At 50.4% G+C, this 16,038-nt stretch carries 13 protein-coding genes; 10 read left to right on the top strand and 3 right to left on the bottom strand.

Annotation, left to right across the window (positions count from 1 at the left end; translation table 11 throughout):
* Positions 1–31: 31 nt before the first annotated feature.
* From NATSA_RS05900 to rlmN, 7 genes are all read left to right on the top strand, one after another.
* Positions 32–955, top strand: coding sequence for a sensor histidine kinase (locus tag NATSA_RS05900; RefSeq protein ID WP_210511078.1), 924 nt, complete (start codon positions 32–34; stop codon positions 953–955).
* Between the two features lie 20 nt (positions 956–975).
* A complete protein-coding gene (locus NATSA_RS05895) occupies positions 976–3,489 on the top strand; it encodes a ligase-associated DNA damage response DEXH box helicase (RefSeq protein WP_336244689.1) in 2,514 nt (837 codons plus the stop codon).
* A 5-nt stretch (positions 3,490–3,494) separates the two neighbouring features.
* Positions 3,495–4,232: a ligase-associated DNA damage response endonuclease PdeM gene (gene pdeM, locus NATSA_RS05890; protein WP_210511077.1), complete on the top strand. Its 738-nt coding sequence runs from the start codon at positions 3,495–3,497 to the stop codon at positions 4,230–4,232.
* Between the two features lie 186 nt (positions 4,233–4,418).
* The gene (locus NATSA_RS05885; RefSeq protein ID WP_210511076.1) at positions 4,419–6,014 is read left to right on the top strand and encodes a DUF4301 family protein; all 1,596 of its coding nucleotides are present in this window, start codon (positions 4,419–4,421) and stop codon (positions 6,012–6,014) included.
* A gap of 108 nt (positions 6,015–6,122) precedes the next feature.
* Positions 6,123–6,551, top strand: a complete 429-nt coding sequence (locus NATSA_RS05880) for an OsmC family protein (protein ID WP_210511075.1) — start codon at positions 6,123–6,125, stop codon at positions 6,549–6,551.
* 183 nt (positions 6,552–6,734) lie between these two features.
* Positions 6,735–7,679: a hypothetical protein gene (locus tag NATSA_RS05875; RefSeq protein WP_210511074.1), complete on the top strand. Its 945-nt coding sequence runs from the start codon at positions 6,735–6,737 to the stop codon at positions 7,677–7,679.
* 126 nt (positions 7,680–7,805) lie between these two features.
* Positions 7,806–8,903, top strand: coding sequence for a dual-specificity RNA methyltransferase RlmN (gene rlmN / locus NATSA_RS05870; protein ID WP_210511073.1), 1,098 nt, complete (start codon positions 7,806–7,808; stop codon positions 8,901–8,903).
* Positions 8,904–8,921: 18 nt separating this feature from the next.
* On the opposite strand, the gene NATSA_RS05865 is transcribed toward rlmN, so the two are convergent.
* Positions 8,922–10,661: a 4Fe-4S binding protein gene (locus NATSA_RS05865; protein WP_210511072.1), complete on the bottom strand. Its 1,740-nt coding sequence runs from the start codon at positions 10,659–10,661 to the stop codon at positions 8,922–8,924.
* 25 nt (positions 10,662–10,686) lie between these two features.
* The gene (locus tag NATSA_RS05860) at positions 10,687–11,604 is read right to left on the bottom strand and encodes a DUF362 domain-containing protein (RefSeq protein ID WP_210511071.1); all 918 of its coding nucleotides are present in this window, start codon (positions 11,602–11,604) and stop codon (positions 10,687–10,689) included.
* A gap of 353 nt (positions 11,605–11,957) precedes the next feature.
* Between NATSA_RS05860 and larC the strand changes: the two genes are divergently transcribed.
* The 3 genes from larC to larB all read left to right on the top strand — a co-directional run bounded on the left by larC (position 11,958) and on the right by larB (position 14,966).
* On the top strand, positions 11,958–13,304 hold the full coding sequence (larC, locus tag NATSA_RS05855; RefSeq protein ID WP_210511070.1) for a nickel pincer cofactor biosynthesis protein LarC: 1,347 nt from the start codon (positions 11,958–11,960) through the stop codon (positions 13,302–13,304).
* A gap of 83 nt (positions 13,305–13,387) precedes the next feature.
* Complete coding sequence (gene larE / locus NATSA_RS05850) at positions 13,388–14,227, top strand: ATP-dependent sacrificial sulfur transferase LarE (RefSeq protein WP_210511069.1); 840 nt, start codon at positions 13,388–13,390, stop codon at positions 14,225–14,227.
* A complete protein-coding gene (gene larB / locus NATSA_RS05845; RefSeq protein ID WP_210511068.1) occupies positions 14,220–14,966 on the top strand; it encodes a nickel pincer cofactor biosynthesis protein LarB in 747 nt (248 codons plus the stop codon). The genes larE and larB overlap by 8 nt, the downstream gene beginning before the upstream one ends.
* Before the next feature lie 49 nt (positions 14,967–15,015).
* Here larB and NATSA_RS05840 read toward each other — a convergent pair whose 3' ends face one another.
* Positions 15,016–15,909, bottom strand: coding sequence for a hypothetical protein (locus NATSA_RS05840; protein WP_210511067.1), 894 nt, complete (start codon positions 15,907–15,909; stop codon positions 15,016–15,018).
* Positions 15,910–16,038: the final 129 nt, after the last annotated feature.

Genomic DNA, 16,038 nt, shown 5'->3' with positions numbered 1-16,038 from the left:
TCTGAAATGATTTTTTGGTTAGATTGACATCATGAAAAAAGAAATATCACGGGCTCTGTCATTAACGGAAAATCAGGTAGCGCTTCTTTATTCCCACAGCTACCTCAATATACTGAACATCCTTGCCGATGATCTGGCCTCCCTTGCAGGATCCTTTGGTAATGCCGACGCTTTCAGCGGATCACGCCGGATGGCAGGCCGGATTAAAAATGCTTTTGATGATACCAGCTTTCCGTTGCTGTCATCACATCACATCCAGGATTTGCATAACCTTGTGGAACAGGAGATTGCAAGCGAAATACGGGACTTTGCGGACGCGGAAAAAAACCGGGATGCCATTGATGAAACCATCAACAACATACGATCATTATTCCGGATATTGCACAACCTCGTCAGGATGCACACTCATCAGAAGATCGCTCCTGAAATGTGGAAATCACTCAAAATAAGTGATATTAAAAGCAATCTTGAGGAGATGCTCCGCGCGATAGAAAATAACAGCAGGGGGAGATACCGGATCGTGGGCAACCAGGCAGATCAGAAAGAAAACGACTATCTGTTCACCTTTACTGTCGAAAGTCCGGATAAAGAAACCATTGTAATGCCGACTATCCTTCAGGATTGCCTGCGAGACCTGATCGCCAATTCCCGCAAATACACAAAACCCGGCGGACAGATCTCGGCACTGCTTGCAAATGACGGGGAAAAACTTGTCCTGGAGGTCCGGGACAACGGCATCGGAATTCCCGAGCAGGACATTGACATGGTTGTACACTTCGGCTACCGGGGCAAAAACGCCGGCGACAGAACCCGGGGAGGCGGTTTCGGACTCACCAAAGCGTGCTATGTCACACAGAAAATGAACGGGCGGATGTGGATCGATTCCCTGCCGGGCAAGGGTACAGCCATAACACTTGAAATACCGGTTCCGGCAGAAACACAGGAAGATGTTTAGCCAGAGGAAACCCGGTTGCCGTGCAGACTGTTCTGATAGCCATGAAAGAGCGTCCGGCAACTGATAACATCCGTCATCCCAAAAAGAACAGTGAGCTTTCTCCGTCGCTGATGCAGCGTTTTTATTCCGGAAGGAAGTGGGAACCCTTTGAACATCAGGTTGCAGCATACCGGGCATATCTTGAGGGTTACTCCGGTTTACTGAACGCGCCCACCGGTACCGGCAAGACCGCTGCCATCTGGCTTCCCATAATTGAAAAACTGACCGGAAAAAGTGTCAGCTCACGCTCATCACGGAAAATCAAGGTCATCTGGATCACACCGCTCCGTGCGCTGGCGCGTGACACCGAAGAATCACTGAAGCGTATCTGTGCCGAACTGGAAACAGACTGGAATATCAAAAGACGCACAGGTGACTCTTCATCAGCAACCCGGACATCCATTACCAGAAAGCCGCCGGATTGCCTCATCACCACTCCCGAAAGTCTTCATGTACTTATCTCGGGTTCCAAAAACCAGGAGCTGTTTTCCAGTCTTGATACGGTAGTTGCTGACGAATGGCATGAGCTCACAGGCTCCAAACGCGGTATAATGACCGAACTCGCCCTCGCCTACTTGCGATATCTGCAGCCGGAGCTTTCCGTCTGGGGGATGTCCGCCACGATTGGAAATCTTGAAGAGGCGATGAACGTCCTCGCAGGCAGCGATCATAAACAGCAACAGAAATTCAAGCTCATACGCTCCGGAGTTAAGAAAAAAATCCGGATGCAGACCCTGCTTCCCGATCGCGCCGATCGTTTTCCATGGGCCGGCCACATGGGGCTTAAACTGCTGCCCAAAGTGGAAGAGATAATTGGCGACAGCAGGACAACACTGCTTTTCACCAACACGCGGTCACAAACGGAAGTATGGTACCAGAAACTGCTTGAATACGAACCGGGACTGGCCGGACAAATAGCCATTCACCATGGGTCGGTAGACAAGTCACTGCGTGAATGGGTGGAGCAGGCCATCAGGGATGAAAAACTGAAGGTGGTTATCAGCACATCGAGTCTGGATCTGGGAGTAGATTTCAGTCCGGTCGAAACCGTAATACAAGTCGGAAGCCCGAAGGGCGTGGCCCGTTATCTCCAGCGGGCCGGGCGAAGCGGACACCAGCCCGGATCCGAAAGCCGGATCTGGTTTGTGCCTACTCACGGAATGGAACTCATTGAAGCTGATGCTCTGCACCGCGCGGCATCTGCAAACCGTATCGAGTCGCGGCCGCTATATGACAAGCCGCTTGACGTCCTGCTGCAATTTTTGTCGACACTGGCCGCAGGAAACGGATTCAGTCCGGATGATACACTGGCAATGACCCGGAAAACGGTGACTTACCGGAATCTGACAGATGCGGAGTGGCAGTGGGCGCTGCGGTTTCTGAGTACCGGCGGAGAGGCGCTTCGGTCCTACCCGGATTACAAAAAGCTGGAATATACCGGCGGCCTGTACGCTCTGACAGACAAAAAGCAGCTCAGGCGGCACCGGCTTTCGATCGGAACCATAGTGGACGATCCTGTCCTCAAAGTGCAGTATCTCAAGGGAGGCTTTCTCGGAACAATTGAAGAGTCTTTTATTTCACGCATGCGGAGTGGCGACGTATTTTTGTTCGCAGGAAAATGGCTCACTATCGTGCGCCTGAAAGACATGACCGTATACGTCAGGCGTTCGAAGAAAAAGCGGGGCATTGTCAGCCGGTGGATGGGCGGACGGATGCAGCTCAGCTCTCAGCTTGCAGGTGAAATCAGGGCCGTGTTTGAGAAACTTTCGGAAGGTGTTTTTGACACAGCCGAATCCAGAGCTATCGCCCGAATAATTACCGTACAGTCGGAAAGATCGCGCATTCCCAGGAATAATGAATTGCTTGCAGAGCAGTTCAAAAGCCGTGAAGGATACCACCTGTTTTTTTATCCGGTTGAAGGGCGGGCCATCCACGAAGGCATGGCCTCACTGGTGAGCTGGCGGATTGCCCGGAAAATACCGGTCACTTTTTCCCTCGCCATGAATGATTTCGGCTTTGAGCTGCTTAGTGATCAGCATATTGACCTTACACCGGATCTGCTCAAAGACCTGTTTTCTCCGGATGACCTGGTATCAGACCTGACCGCGGCCATCAACGCATCGGAAATGTCCCGCAGACACTTCCGGGAAATTGCACGGGTGGCGGGTCTTGTGTTCAGCGGTTACCCGGGAAATCCAAAAGGTGCCAGACACTTGCAAGCCAGTTCGGAAATGCTTTTTGACGTTTTCAGGAAGTATGATCCTGAGAACTTGCTGATCGGGCAGGCTGTCTCGGAAGTGCTGAACCGACAGATAGACCTCCGGCGGCTGAAAGCTGCTGTGGACCGGATTGCCGGACAAGAGATCGTAGTCCAGCCTTTGCAAAAGCCGTCGCCGTTTTGCATTCCCATTCTTGCTGACCGGCTGCGGGGCCAGCTGAGCTCGGAAGAGCTTGAGGATCGCATCAAAAAAATGCAGCAACAGATTATTTCATAAATACCATGCAAAAACCTGAATTATTCAGTCAGAACAGATACGATTTTTCCCGTGGATGTGTCGTGCAGGCAGCCGGAGAGACACTCTGGCTCCTTCCGCAAAAAGCGATTTACTGGCCTGATGCATCCGAACCCTCCCGGAATAATCAGGCGATGGCTGGCGGCACGCTCATTCTTTCAGACACCCATTTTGGTAAAGCCGAAACATTCCAGCAGCAGGGCATTCCGGTACCCGGCAAAGGTACGGATGACGACCTGCTGCGGCTGCATGCGCTGATAAGTGATTTATCGGTTACCCGCATCATATTTCTGGGGGACTTGTTTCACAGCACGGAAAACAGCAGTATCAGTAAAGTAATGAAGGCTTTTGACACGTGGCGGGACACTCACTTCCGCAAACCGGAGATGATCCTTGTCATGGGAAACCACGACATTATGCATCAGGAAACATACCATCAACTGGGATTGGAGTGCGTCAGCACACTTCAGGCCGGTCCCTTCATGATGACGCATGAGCCACCAGCGCAGGATGACCAGACTTACATTGCAGGCCACCTGCATCCCTCATGCCGCATCCGCGGACGTGCCCGCCAGACGGTGACATTGCCGTGCTTCAGGGTCCGAAACAATAGTATCATCATGCCCGCATTCGGCAGTTTTACCGGATCACACACTCTTCCGGACACCCCAGGTGCCCGTTTCTACATGATCACTTCCGGGTCGGTAATCAGCAAGGAACAATAATTTGAAGCGAAGATTTCTTTGCATTTTCCTTGCATTGAAGATTACATATTATATTCCGGTCTGCACTTTACTGATAAGCGTAATTTTCATATTGTGACGTATGATTCAGGCACAGCTTTTCCAGTGCCCGCCACGTCACCGGCACAGCATCATCCGCACACTAAAACACATAATTAAACTGCATCCATGAGTATGAGCGAACGGTTTTCTGAAAAACTTGACCAGCAAATCAAGGAACACGGTATTTCCCCTGCTGATGTTCAATCCCAGCTTGACCGGTTCCGGAAAGGTTTTTCCAACCTTGAAATCGACAGGCCGGCGACCATAGGTGACGGAATTCTTGACCTGTCAGAAGACCAGAAACCTCATCTGACTGAGCGCTTCCATCAGGCACAAAAAGAGGGAAGGGTTATGAAGTTTGTGCCGGCTTCTGGAGCGGCAAGCAGGATGTTCAAGGTGCTCCAGTCCATGCTAAATGAGCCGGAAAAGCTTACTCCGCAGTATTTTGAAGCGAACAAGGATCACGAAGATGTCCGGTTTGCCAAAACATTTCTGGACAACCTGGAGGTTTTTGCTTTTTATGAAGACCTGGTTGAAGTACTTAAGAAAGCGGGCAAGGATCCGGCTGAACTGAAAAAAAGCGGCGATTATCACACATTGCTGTCCTTTGTTCTCGAAAACAGGGGCCTGGGACTGGCATCACTTCCGAAAGCCCTGATCCCGTTCCACCGGTACGATGATCACCGCCGGGCTCCGCTGGAAGAACATCTTGCAGAGGCCATTGCCTATACACGTCCTGAAAACGGCTCCATCCGCATTCACTTTACCATTTCACCGGAGCACGAAAAGCTGTTTTACCAGAGGCTGGAGTCTGTACGCAGCAAGTTTGAATCTGATGATACCCGCTTTCACGTGGAAACATCCTTTCAGAAACCTGAAACCGACACCATAGCTGCCGATCCTGAAAATCAGCCTTTTCTGGATGATGAGGGAAATGCGGTATTTCGACCTGGCGGACATGGCGCACTGCTGGTAAACCTTGAAGAGCTGCAGGGCGATATCGTTTTCATTAAAAATATTGACAACGTTGTCCCCGACCGGCTCAAGGAAACTACCCATACCTATAAAAAGCTGATCGGCGGATATCTGCTCACCATTCAGGACAAGATTTTCTACTATCTGAAAGAGCTTGACCGCGGTGAAGTGCCGGTCCATATCCTGGATGAAATCATCGCGTTCCTCCGGTCAGAATTATTCATCGACCTGCCTGATGAGATTGCTGAAGCCAAAAAGCAGCGCAGCGATGACAAACTGGTGATTCGATGGCTGTACAACCGGCTGAACCGCCCTATCCGCGTTTGCGGGATGGTGAAAAATGAAGGAGAGCCGGGAGGCGGACCGTTCATAGTCAATCATGATGACGGTACAACATCCCTTCAAATCGTTGAAAGTGCACAAGTCAATATGGAGGATGTACAACAGCGAAAAATATTCGAGTCATCCACCCATTTCAATCCGGTTGATCTGGTCTGTTCTCTTCGTGATTACAAGGGCCATCCCTTTGATCTGCAGTATTATCGTGACCCGGAAACCGGCTTTATTTCGATGAAGTCCTATCAGGGCCGGGACCTGAAAGCACTTGAACTCCCGGGCTTGTGGAACGGTAGTATGGCTTTCTGGAATACCGTTTTTGTTGAAGTTCCCGGTTCTACATTTTGTCCGGTAAAAACGGTCAATGACCTTCTAAGGGAAGAACACCGGAATGAATCAGAGTTATACTGATGTTATAGCCATATCAGAAATACAGACAGTTTTGCGTATTGCTCTGTGGCTGATTCACACATCGTTGTATAACTAATTCATACCTCATCAAATAAATGGAGAAAAGATATGCCTAAACGAACAGCAAATGCCGAGTGGAAGGGTAAATTGCCGGAAGGAAACGGAACAATGGCTCTGGGAAGCGGAGCTTTTGAAGGAGCGTACTCATTTTCATCCCGGTTCGAGGAAGGGGTGGGCACCAATCCCGAAGAACTGATTGGAGCCGCACATGCAGGATGTTTTTCCATGGCTTTTTCCGGAGCCCTGGGCAAAGAGGGTTATGAGCCTCAGAGTGTTAAAACCACAGCCAGCGTTCACCTGGTCAAAGTCGACAGTGGTTTTGAAATTTCTGAAATCGACCTGGACTGTGACGCACACGTCCCGGGCATTGATGAAAGCAAGTTTCAGGAACTGGCCGAGGGTGCAAAAAAAGGATGTCCCGTCTCCAAAGTCCTTGCAGGGGCCAAAATAAACCTGACGGCACGTTTGAAAAATTAGAACTGTAATTCCGGTTCTGCACAGCAGACCGGACAGCAACGCTACCATCAGATTAAAAAAAGCCGGAATATCACCGGCTTTTTTTATTTTTAGACAGATCAAAGAACACCCGGCAGACCAAGATGACTTATGCCCAGCTATTTTCTGACAATCCGTGCCTTAGTTTTTTCAACCCTGGTTGCTATGCCGGCTGTCTGGACGGGCATGGCCGAAGCCCGTTTTATTGATATCGACCATCCTGTCAAAATGCCGGCTCATTTCCAGCACGGACTGATTTTTGTCGAGCCGGTCAGCCAGGATGGGGACACGCTGCGTTTTTTTACAGACACTGCTGATGGCAGCCTCATGTATGAAGATACTGCCAGGCGTCTTGAACTGACCACCACCAGCGCCATTATCAATGACCGCGAGCAGGAAGCCGCCTTTTTACCTCCTTTTGCTGATGATCATTACATACCTTCACCAATCATCTCCGACGGTCTGATTCCATTGCGTTCCGATGACCGAAAACCGCCGCACCACAGAGTTATTCTCAAGCATGGCAACGGTATCCTCGGAAGCACATGGTTTGCCATGCGCACATGGACGATCAACTTTCCGGAAGAAACCTTCTATGTGCAACCCACCGATGAAGATGCCAGAAATCTGGATCCGGGTGAAACCATTCCGATCAGTTTTGCCGAAGAAGACGGAGACCGCCGTTACCATTTTGCCAGATTACCCGTTGTCATCGGCAGTGATACACTCTCGCTGGTCCTGAAGACCGGCAGCAATATCATTCTGGATGAAAGCGGCAAAGAGCAGCTGGACCATCCGGACCATATCTTTCCAGCCGGACTCATTTCCGAATCTCAGTTCCGGAAATGGCGTGAGGAAAATCCCGACTGGAATGTTTTTGACGATGTCGACATCAATTATAACGGTGACCTGATCAAAGTTCCGGAGATACAGATCGGTTCGTACACTGCCGGACCGGTGCACTTTGCCGTCAGAAATGACGACGCATTCGCGGACTGGTTTTCACAATTTACCGACGAACCGGTCACAGGAGCTCTTGGTGCGGATGCTTTCAGAAGTGCACACATTACAATCGATTATTTCAACGCAGAGCTGATCATACATGATTGATATGCATGATGCCGGCTTCATTACGGCACGGTCAGACAACATACGGCACAAAACCGCGTTCGTTCTGCGGAACGGCTGTAAACGCAACACAGCCGTTATTACCAGTCAAAAAATCAGAAACTTACAATGACATCCCGCATCAATTTGTCCGAGTTGAACAAAGAACAACTGTCCGGATTCTGCAGCAGTCTTGACCTGAAAAAGTACCGGGCCGACCAGCTGTTTCAGTGGATACATCAAAAAAATGCGGGTTCATTTGATGAAATGACCAATCTGCCCAAAGAGCTGCGCAATCAGCTTTCCGGAATGGCAGAGATCAAAGGGGTGCAGACTGCCAGTGTCAACCGCTCGGCTGACGGAACAATCAAGTGCCTCTTCCGGCTTCATGACGACAAGCTTGTGGAGGCGGTGCTCATACCCGAGTTTTTTGATGACGGGGTGGCTGACCGGCTGACGGTCTGTGTTTCCTCCCAGGTGGGATGCATATTCGGATGCAGTTTCTGTGCTACCGGGAAAATGGGGCTGTTCCGCAACCTGACCATCGGCGAGATCACCGGCCAGGTGCTGTCCATAAACCAGATAGCGGAAAAAGAATATGGCAAACGGATCACCAACATCGTCTACATGGGCATGGGCGAGCCGTTTCACAACTATCAGCCGGTAGTCGATTCTGCAGAAATCTTGTGTGACCCTCTCGGGTTGAATCTCTCCCCCCGACGGATAACCATCTCCACGGTAGGACTGACCCGCTTCATTACGAAATATGCCGACGAACGACGCCCCTGGAACCTGGCCATATCCCTCCATGCCGCCGACGATGAAAAACGAAATCAGATCATGCCCATCAATGAAAGTCTGAACCTGTCGGCACTTCGCAAATCGCTTGAGCATTACCACAGCATCATGCATCAACCCGTCACGTACGAATACCTGCTCTTTGACCAGTTCAATGACAGTCCGGACGATGCCCGCAAACTGGCACAGATTGCACGCTGGGTGCCGTCAAAAATCAATATCATCATGTACAATGATGTTGAGGGTGTGGAACTGCAGCGGGCAAAGGAAGACCGGCTCAACCGCTTCATGTCCGGTCTGAGCCGGATGGGAGCCCGGGCAACTGTCCGGCGAAGCCGGGGGGATGACATCGATGCCGGATGCGGTCAGCTTGCCATCAAGGATCAGGACGGAAGAGGCAAAACCATCGATAAAAAAGTGCTCAGCTGAAACAATCCGCCCTGATACTCAAAACGGGAAATCCTCCTCGGGTTCTTCGTAATCCAGCTCCTCAATAACCGGCGGCTCCGCTTTGACGTGCACTTCATTACCGTCGATGTAGATCGCACGGTACGGACGGGTCGGACAAATATATTCACATGCCCCGCATCCGACACAATGCTCGACCAGAATCTCGGGAATTGTCAGCCCGTCCTGATAAGGAACCATCCGCACGGCCTGGGTGGGACAGTGTTCTGCACAGGCTCCGCACGCGGTATTTTCGGTTTTGACCACGCAATTGTCGAGCTCAAGCCGCACCACCCCAATTTGAGTCAGGTGCTTCTCTGCCATGGTCAGGGGCTGAATCGCACCGGTCGGACAAATCTCGGTACAAACAACACAGTCGAAGTTGCAGAAACTGGCATGGAAATCCATCCTCGGCTGCATCATGCCCGTGAATCCGTGTTCCAGAAATGATGGCTGCAGCACTCTGGTCGGACAGGCACTCACGCACAGCTGGCAGGCGGTACAGGCATCATTATAATGCTCCAGGCTTACTGAACCCGGCGGAGAAATGGGGAATTGTTTGTCCTCCGGGATGGTAGTTGGTTTGGTAACCTCCACATCGAGGTCATCACGGATATCAGGCTCCTGCTGAAGGCCATTCGCTCTCACAACACGTGATGCAGCAGAAAACCCGATAAAGTAGGATGTCAGCCCAAACAGGAAACTGCGTCGCCCGCTGTCGGAAGAAGCACGGGCGGCAGGGTCTTTTTCCGGCGAAGTTTCCGGTATTGCCGCATTTCCGGCGTCACCGGCGTCACCGGCGTAATCTGCATCATCCGCGTCGCAAACCTCCCTGATCACTGCTTCCGAGGGCGCTTTGTTCCGGGAAGGGAACCATTTGTTCTGATAATCGATACCCTGGCGCGAACAGATGTCCATGCAGTTAAAACAGCCTACGCACCGGGTAAAATCAATTTCGTTGTTTTTCAGATCGATGCACTGTGCTTTGCAGTTGAGTGAACAGTCGGCACAGCGGGTGCAAAGCTCATCATTGATCTCGATGCGATACATTGCATATCTGGAGATGATTCCAAGCAGGGTACCGACCGGGCAGACCGTGTTGCAGTAGAGCCGTCCGCGCATCAGAGAAAGACCGACAACCAGCATCAGCATCAGGGCGGGGTATATCAAAGGCAGGATGGTCATCTGCCGGGTCTCAACGTGGTAAAACGTGTACAGCCCGAATGCATAAAAGATATCTGCCGTTATATTGTTCAGCGCGTAATACACCGGGCGGACCAGACCGGAAAACATTTTCCCGAACAGGCTGAACGGATCCAGCAGATTGAGAAAAAACACGCTTCCGAATGCAAACGTAACCGCCGTTATGCCCAACAGGCTGTATCGCAGCAGGTTTTGGGGTTCTGCAAAGCGATAGCGGTTGCGGCGCCTGCGGATTTTTTCCGTATAGAAGCGGGATATGCGAGAACTGACATCCTGCAGGATGCCCAGCGGGCAGACGGTGGAGCAATAGATCCGCCCAAAAAGAAGTGTAGCAATAATTACAACCAGGAAACCCAGTGTCAGGAATCCGGTCAGTGTGATAAACTTCACCAGGGACGGCACAAACTGGATCCAAGTCACACCGTTGATCAGAGACGCGGACAACGTCTCCGCAAAATCGACAAACAGAAAGGCTGTGATCGTCAGGAAGAAAAGGGAGACGATAACCCTGGAAATTTTCAGAATTTTTGGGCGCATGACAACTCGCTGTAAATGATGCTCGCTACAACCGAAGCCTGTTAATATTCAGGTCGTCGAGTTCAAGTGTGCCAACACCCATTTCCTGACCAAGACGTATATGTCCCACTTCTTTGGGTTCTTTACCGAATATGAGGCTTGAAGCCGCATCCGCGGCAACCATATCGGTGGAAATCACCTGTGCCTCCCGGACGACAACATCCTCTTCGGAAACGCCGCGCGGACCGTTGCGCATCATGACACGATAGGCATCGACCACATTCAGATCAGGCTTGCGGTAGGTCGTGTAGTCTGTGATGCACTGATGCAGGTCATTCTGATGATAGTATCTGCGGTCCCAGACATTGCCCATCAGATTTTTCATGGATACGGTAATGGATGTGCCGCCGTGATGTTTCAGGACAGGCACGTTGATTACGACATCGGATTCCAGGAGAAGCTCATGCTCTTTGGCTTCCGTCAGGCGTTTTCCTCCCGGGATGGAAATATCCTCGTAATACCGTTCCGAGTTGGCGGGTACCACACGGGCTCCGGCATCAGACGCAGCCTTTTCAATTCCACTATTGCGGTAGCACGCGCGCCACTCATCACAAGTGTGATCAAATACGTATACGCGCCGGGCTCCGGCTTCAATACAGTGTTCCACGATCCGGCCGACGAGTGCCGGATTGGTATTTGCACCCATTTCAGGCGGCCGGTCCCATCCGATGTTCGGCTTGACCACAACGGTCTGCCCGCTGCTCACAAATGCAGACATTCCTCCAAGAACAGCAATGCCTTTATCAAACATTTCAGCTGCTCCGCCGCCACGCAAAGCGACCAGGTCATAAGGCAGACTGACTTTTGATTTTGAGAAAAGCGAAGTTACACCGCCAAAGGATGCGGCTGTACCGACGAAAATCCCGGCGCCAATACTTTTGAGGAGAAAGTCTCTGCGTTGCATGTGTTTAAATAATTTTTTCTTCAGTCGGTGCAAGGAGATGGCGAACTGTGCTATGAATCCAGTTGCTCACTTTTGCTTTAAATAATTCCAGCTTATTTCAAACCTGCGTCGCATATCTTCCACAGGTTTTTTCATCAGGAGTAATTGCCTTCCATGGCCTGCATATAAGGAAATATTTAATACATCAGATCCAGCGGGCACGGAAAGCAGTGATAATCCGGCTTTTTTTAATAACATTATTATATTAGCCTTTCCGTTAAATATAAGATAAAATTAAATGCGGGATAACAAAATCATGTTGTCTCTCTGACAGATGAACCGGTATTTACTGATGAGAGGTCATTATCACAGCTATGAAAATACTTTATTATGATTGTTTTGCCGGCATCTCCGGTGATATGCACCTTGGAGCCATGATTGATGCGGGTGTTGATCCGGATCACCTGGTGAGTGAGCTGAACAAACTGCCCCTGGATGGATTCAGACTCAATTTCTCCAGGGACAAGCGCAAATCAATTGAAGGCACAAGGGTTGATGTTATTATCGATGATGATCAGCAGACTGGAAACTCATCCGGGCAGCAGTATGGGCATGATCATGAACATTGGCACGCTCATGATCACGGTCTTGGGCACGATCATGAACATGGTCATGGCCATAACCATGTTCACAGAAACCTGAAGGATATCGAAGAGATTGTAAGCAAAAGCGGTCTGAAGGCATCAACGAAAGAGCGGGCAATGAAGATGTTTCAGCTCATAGCCAAAGCCGAGGCAAAGATTCACGGCATGTCCGTTGACGATGTGCACTTTCATGAAGTCGGGGCTGTTGACTCCATAGTGGATATTACCGGTGCTGCCATATGCATTGACTACCTTGCACCCGATCGCATACTGAGTTCACCCGTTGAGCTTGGCGGAGGAATGATTAAATGTGCTCACGGCACCATGCCCGTTCCGGCTCCCGCAACATCCGAAATCCTGAAAAACATTCCTGTAAAACTGGGTGGGACAAACCACGAAGCAACAACCCCCACCGGCGCTGCCATAATTGCCGCCAATGTGAATGAATTTGTTTCAAATCCGGCATTTACACCCGAAAAAACGGCATACGGAATCGGTCAGCGTGATACAGAGGTGCCGAATATCCTGCGGCTGATAATAGCAAGGCCATCCGGCCCGTCTGCAGATGCTGATTCCCTGCAGGCCGGCGCCGGCGCAAAACGGCAAAATCAGAAAATGGTAATCGAGTGCAATCTGGATGACATGAATCCGGAGTGGTATCCGCCTGTGCTTGAAATGCTGATTGAAAAAGGAGCAAATGATGCCTTTCTTACTCCATCGGTCATGAAAAAAGGCCGGCCCGGCACATTGCTGACCGTGCTTTGTGAACCGGAACTGGAAGAAGAGCTGATTGCGGTTATACTGAAAGAAACAACCACGATCGGTGTCCGGACCTATCCTGTGAACCGTACTGAACTGGAGCGGGAAAGCGTTACTTTTTCATCTTCGCTGGGCAGTGTTATCATAAAAAAGTGCTTTTACAACGGCGAACTTCTCAAATGGAAACCGGAATTTGAAGACTGCAGAAAGCTGGCTGAGCAACATCAATTACCGATAATGGAGGTATGCCGGATCATCCATGCCGAATTTGAAAAAAATACCAGGGAAACCTTCCATACCACTGAGAAATCGCAGTAACGTCAACCTCGGTTAAGAAAAATGAAAACTCCACCGAAATTCAAGTCCGGAAGCGGCAACATCATACAAAACAAGAGTCCGTTATGAAATCATCTTCACCTGCAATCGAAAATGACATCGACAGTAAATATGAAAGACTGCAACAGATACTCAAAGATATGGGAAGTATTGCCGTCGCCTATTCCGGCGGGGTTGACAGCACTTTCCTGGTTGCAGCCGCCAAAGATGCAACGGACAATGTTATCGCATTGACCATGAAACGACCTTATTTTGCGGAGTGGGAGCTGAAGGAAGCCCGGGACATTATTCGCGAGCTGGGTGTCCGTCACAAGGAGATCGAACTTCCGGTGGATGAGGAAGTTCGAAATAATGTTCCGAACCGCTGCTATTATTGCAAATCCAGCACCTTTGCCCGGTTCCGTGAAGAGGCCGCCAAAATGAATTTCGACACCCTTGCTGATGGCACCAATGCAGATGATGCGGGAGAGTTCCGACCGGGATTAAAAGCCATTAAAGAGCACAATGTCCGCTCCCCCCTGCAGGAAGCCGGCCTGACGAAAGATGAAATCCGGCTTTTGTCCCGCAACATGGGATTGCCCGACTGGGACAAACCGGCCAACACCTGCCTGGTTACCCGGATTCCCTACAACACCTATGTCCGCGATGAAGATCTGCGCATGATCGAGCAGGCAGAGCGTGTTCTGATTGATCACGGATTCCGGAAGGTGCGCGTGCGCAAGCATGATGACCTGGCACGCATTGAGGTCAACCAGGAATTGACCGGCAAACTGCTGGAACAGGAAATGGCAGACGAAATTACTTCCCAACTGAAAAACATCGGTTTTACGTATATTTCGGTGGATTTGCAGGGGTACAAGACAGGGAGCATGGATCAGAATATTGCAAAAAAAAGCAATGGATAAGAAAAAACTGAAAAAACTGCTGGAGGATGTTCAGGAGGGGTCAACGGATATCGACCGGGCCATGGAGCATCTTGACGATCTGACCTACAAAAATCTGGACTTTGCCAAAATTGACAATCACAGGGAAATCCGGACCGGCTATCCTGAAGTAATTTTCGGTCAGGGTAAAACACCGGAACAGCTGCGTGAGATCATCTCCTTCATGATTTCCAAAGAGAGCAATATACTGGCGACACGCGTCGATCCGGAAGTGTCCGGGTACGTCAGCGACCTCTCACCCGATATCCAATATCACAAACTGGCCCGCTGCCTGACCATCCGCAAAAAACCTGCGGAAAAAACCGCTGAGTCCATTGCTGTAGTCACAGCCGGTACCGGAGACCTACCGGTTGCCGAAGAAGCCTGCGTTACGGCAGAAATTTTTGACAACCGTGTAGAGCGATTTTTTGATGTGGGCGTTGCCGGAGTGCACAGACTGTATGACAATCTTGATGATATCCGGAAGTGCCGGGTTGTCGTCGTTGTTGCAGGAATGGAAGGTGCCCTCCCAAGTCTGGTTGGCGGACTGGTTGACAAACCGGTGATAGCCGTACCCACAAGTATCGGGTACGGAGCCAATTTTTCGGGATTATCCGCCCTGCTTGGCATGCTGACCAGCTGTGCAGCCGGCGTCAGTGTCGTCAACATTGACAACGGTTTCGGGGCCGGCTATCTCGCTGGCATGATCAACAAGCTGTGAACAGACCGGATGTCCGCCGGGCATAAGTGAGAAACGGTCAAAACTCCGGTCAGTTTGGCTTTCCGGCAGAAACCACTTCCCGCCACATTTCCGTCTTGTAGGCCGTGCGCGACTCACTAGTCCGGGCAAAATAATCGGAAAGCTCATCATCCGTCAGATCGGGGTGCGCTATTCGCGCCAGCTCCATTCCCACCGATCCTTCTATGTCACCAAGACGATCATAGTAATCTATGGTGCTGTAGGTATATTCCCGTGATGCACCGCCGGGCTTGACCATGGAATACATCACCCAGCTGTTCAGAATATCCTGATCGATCCGAACATAATGGATTGGCTTCCAGAAATCCAGTTCCATCGCTTCGTGTTCACCGGAAGCATCTCGGGCGTCCATGTAATTCTTGGTGATGTATTTTCCTTCGGGTCCGGACGCCCCCTCCGGCAGAGCAGCACCGTCCATGCTCCAGATTTCGCTGTTCACCCTGGTGAAACCGTCATACATCTGTTTTTTCAGCGTTTCCGGATCATCACCGGTATGGACCGCTGCAACCAGCTCATCCTGAAGTTCGCCGTACAGCGCCGAAAAATCATCGGTGGTGGTAATTGTGACAAACTGATAGTCTGCCGTATACCCGGTTACCAGCGCATCATAAACATGCCATGCGGTGATGTCACCCTGCTCCATGCGTTTCTGCTGGACCGGCTTCCATAGCTCATCCATAAGTGTGACAAAGTCCTGCTGCTGTCCCGGCTGAACCGCATAATAATCTATCTGGAGGTAGACAGTGCTGTTTTCCTGTGTCTCTGCGGATGCTTTATTCGTAAATCCGGCAGCCGCAAATGCCAGACATACCGTCATCAAGCCAACTGCCAGGAGTGAGAATGTACTGCTTATTTTTCCGGTTTGTGAAAACATGCTTATGGTCCGGTTGTCCTGTTCCTTCATATGTCCCTGTTGTTTTAAATTTTTGTTGCTGATAAAGGTTGCTGACAGAATATATCCTGTACGGCAATATCTTACAAAATTTCTGCGGACAATGTTATATTTCCGGTCAAACAACCCGTTGATAAACTC

The sequence above is a fragment of the Natronogracilivirga saccharolytica genome (assembly GCF_017921895.1).
Classification (GTDB): Bacteria; Bacteroidota; Rhodothermia; order Balneolales; family Natronogracilivirgulaceae; genus Natronogracilivirga; species Natronogracilivirga saccharolytica.
The sequence above is the reverse complement of the archived record's forward strand: the minus strand, read 5'-3'. Positions and strand labels throughout refer to the sequence as shown.

Excerpts from the sequence above, each read along its gene's own strand:
- NATSA_RS05840 (WP_210511067.1), bottom strand. The coding sequence starts at position 15,909 with ATGAAGGAACAGGACAACCGGACCATAAGCATGTTTTCACAAACCGGA.
- NATSA_RS05900 (WP_210511078.1), top strand. The coding sequence starts at position 32 with ATGAAAAAAGAAATATCACGGGCTCTGTCATTAACGGAAAATCAGGTA.
- larE (WP_210511069.1), top strand. The coding sequence starts at position 13,388 with ATGAAATCATCTTCACCTGCAATCGAAAATGACATCGACAGTAAATAT.
- NATSA_RS05885 (WP_210511076.1), top strand. The coding sequence starts at position 4,419 with ATGAGTATGAGCGAACGGTTTTCTGAAAAACTTGACCAGCAAATCAAG.
- NATSA_RS05860 (WP_210511071.1), bottom strand. The coding sequence starts at position 11,604 with ATGCAACGCAGAGACTTTCTCCTCAAAAGTATTGGCGCCGGGATTTTC.
- rlmN (WP_210511073.1), top strand. The coding sequence starts at position 7,806 with ATGACATCCCGCATCAATTTGTCCGAGTTGAACAAAGAACAACTGTCC.
- NATSA_RS05865 (WP_210511072.1), bottom strand. The coding sequence starts at position 10,661 with ATGCGCCCAAAAATTCTGAAAATTTCCAGGGTTATCGTCTCCCTTTTC.
- larC (WP_210511070.1), top strand. The coding sequence starts at position 11,958 with ATGAAAATACTTTATTATGATTGTTTTGCCGGCATCTCCGGTGATATG.
- larB (WP_210511068.1), top strand. The coding sequence starts at position 14,220 with ATGGATAAGAAAAAACTGAAAAAACTGCTGGAGGATGTTCAGGAGGGG.
- NATSA_RS05880 (WP_210511075.1), top strand. The coding sequence starts at position 6,123 with ATGCCTAAACGAACAGCAAATGCCGAGTGGAAGGGTAAATTGCCGGAA.
- NATSA_RS05875 (WP_210511074.1), top strand. The coding sequence starts at position 6,735 with ATGCCGGCTGTCTGGACGGGCATGGCCGAAGCCCGTTTTATTGATATC.
- pdeM (WP_210511077.1), top strand. The coding sequence starts at position 3,495 with ATGCAAAAACCTGAATTATTCAGTCAGAACAGATACGATTTTTCCCGT.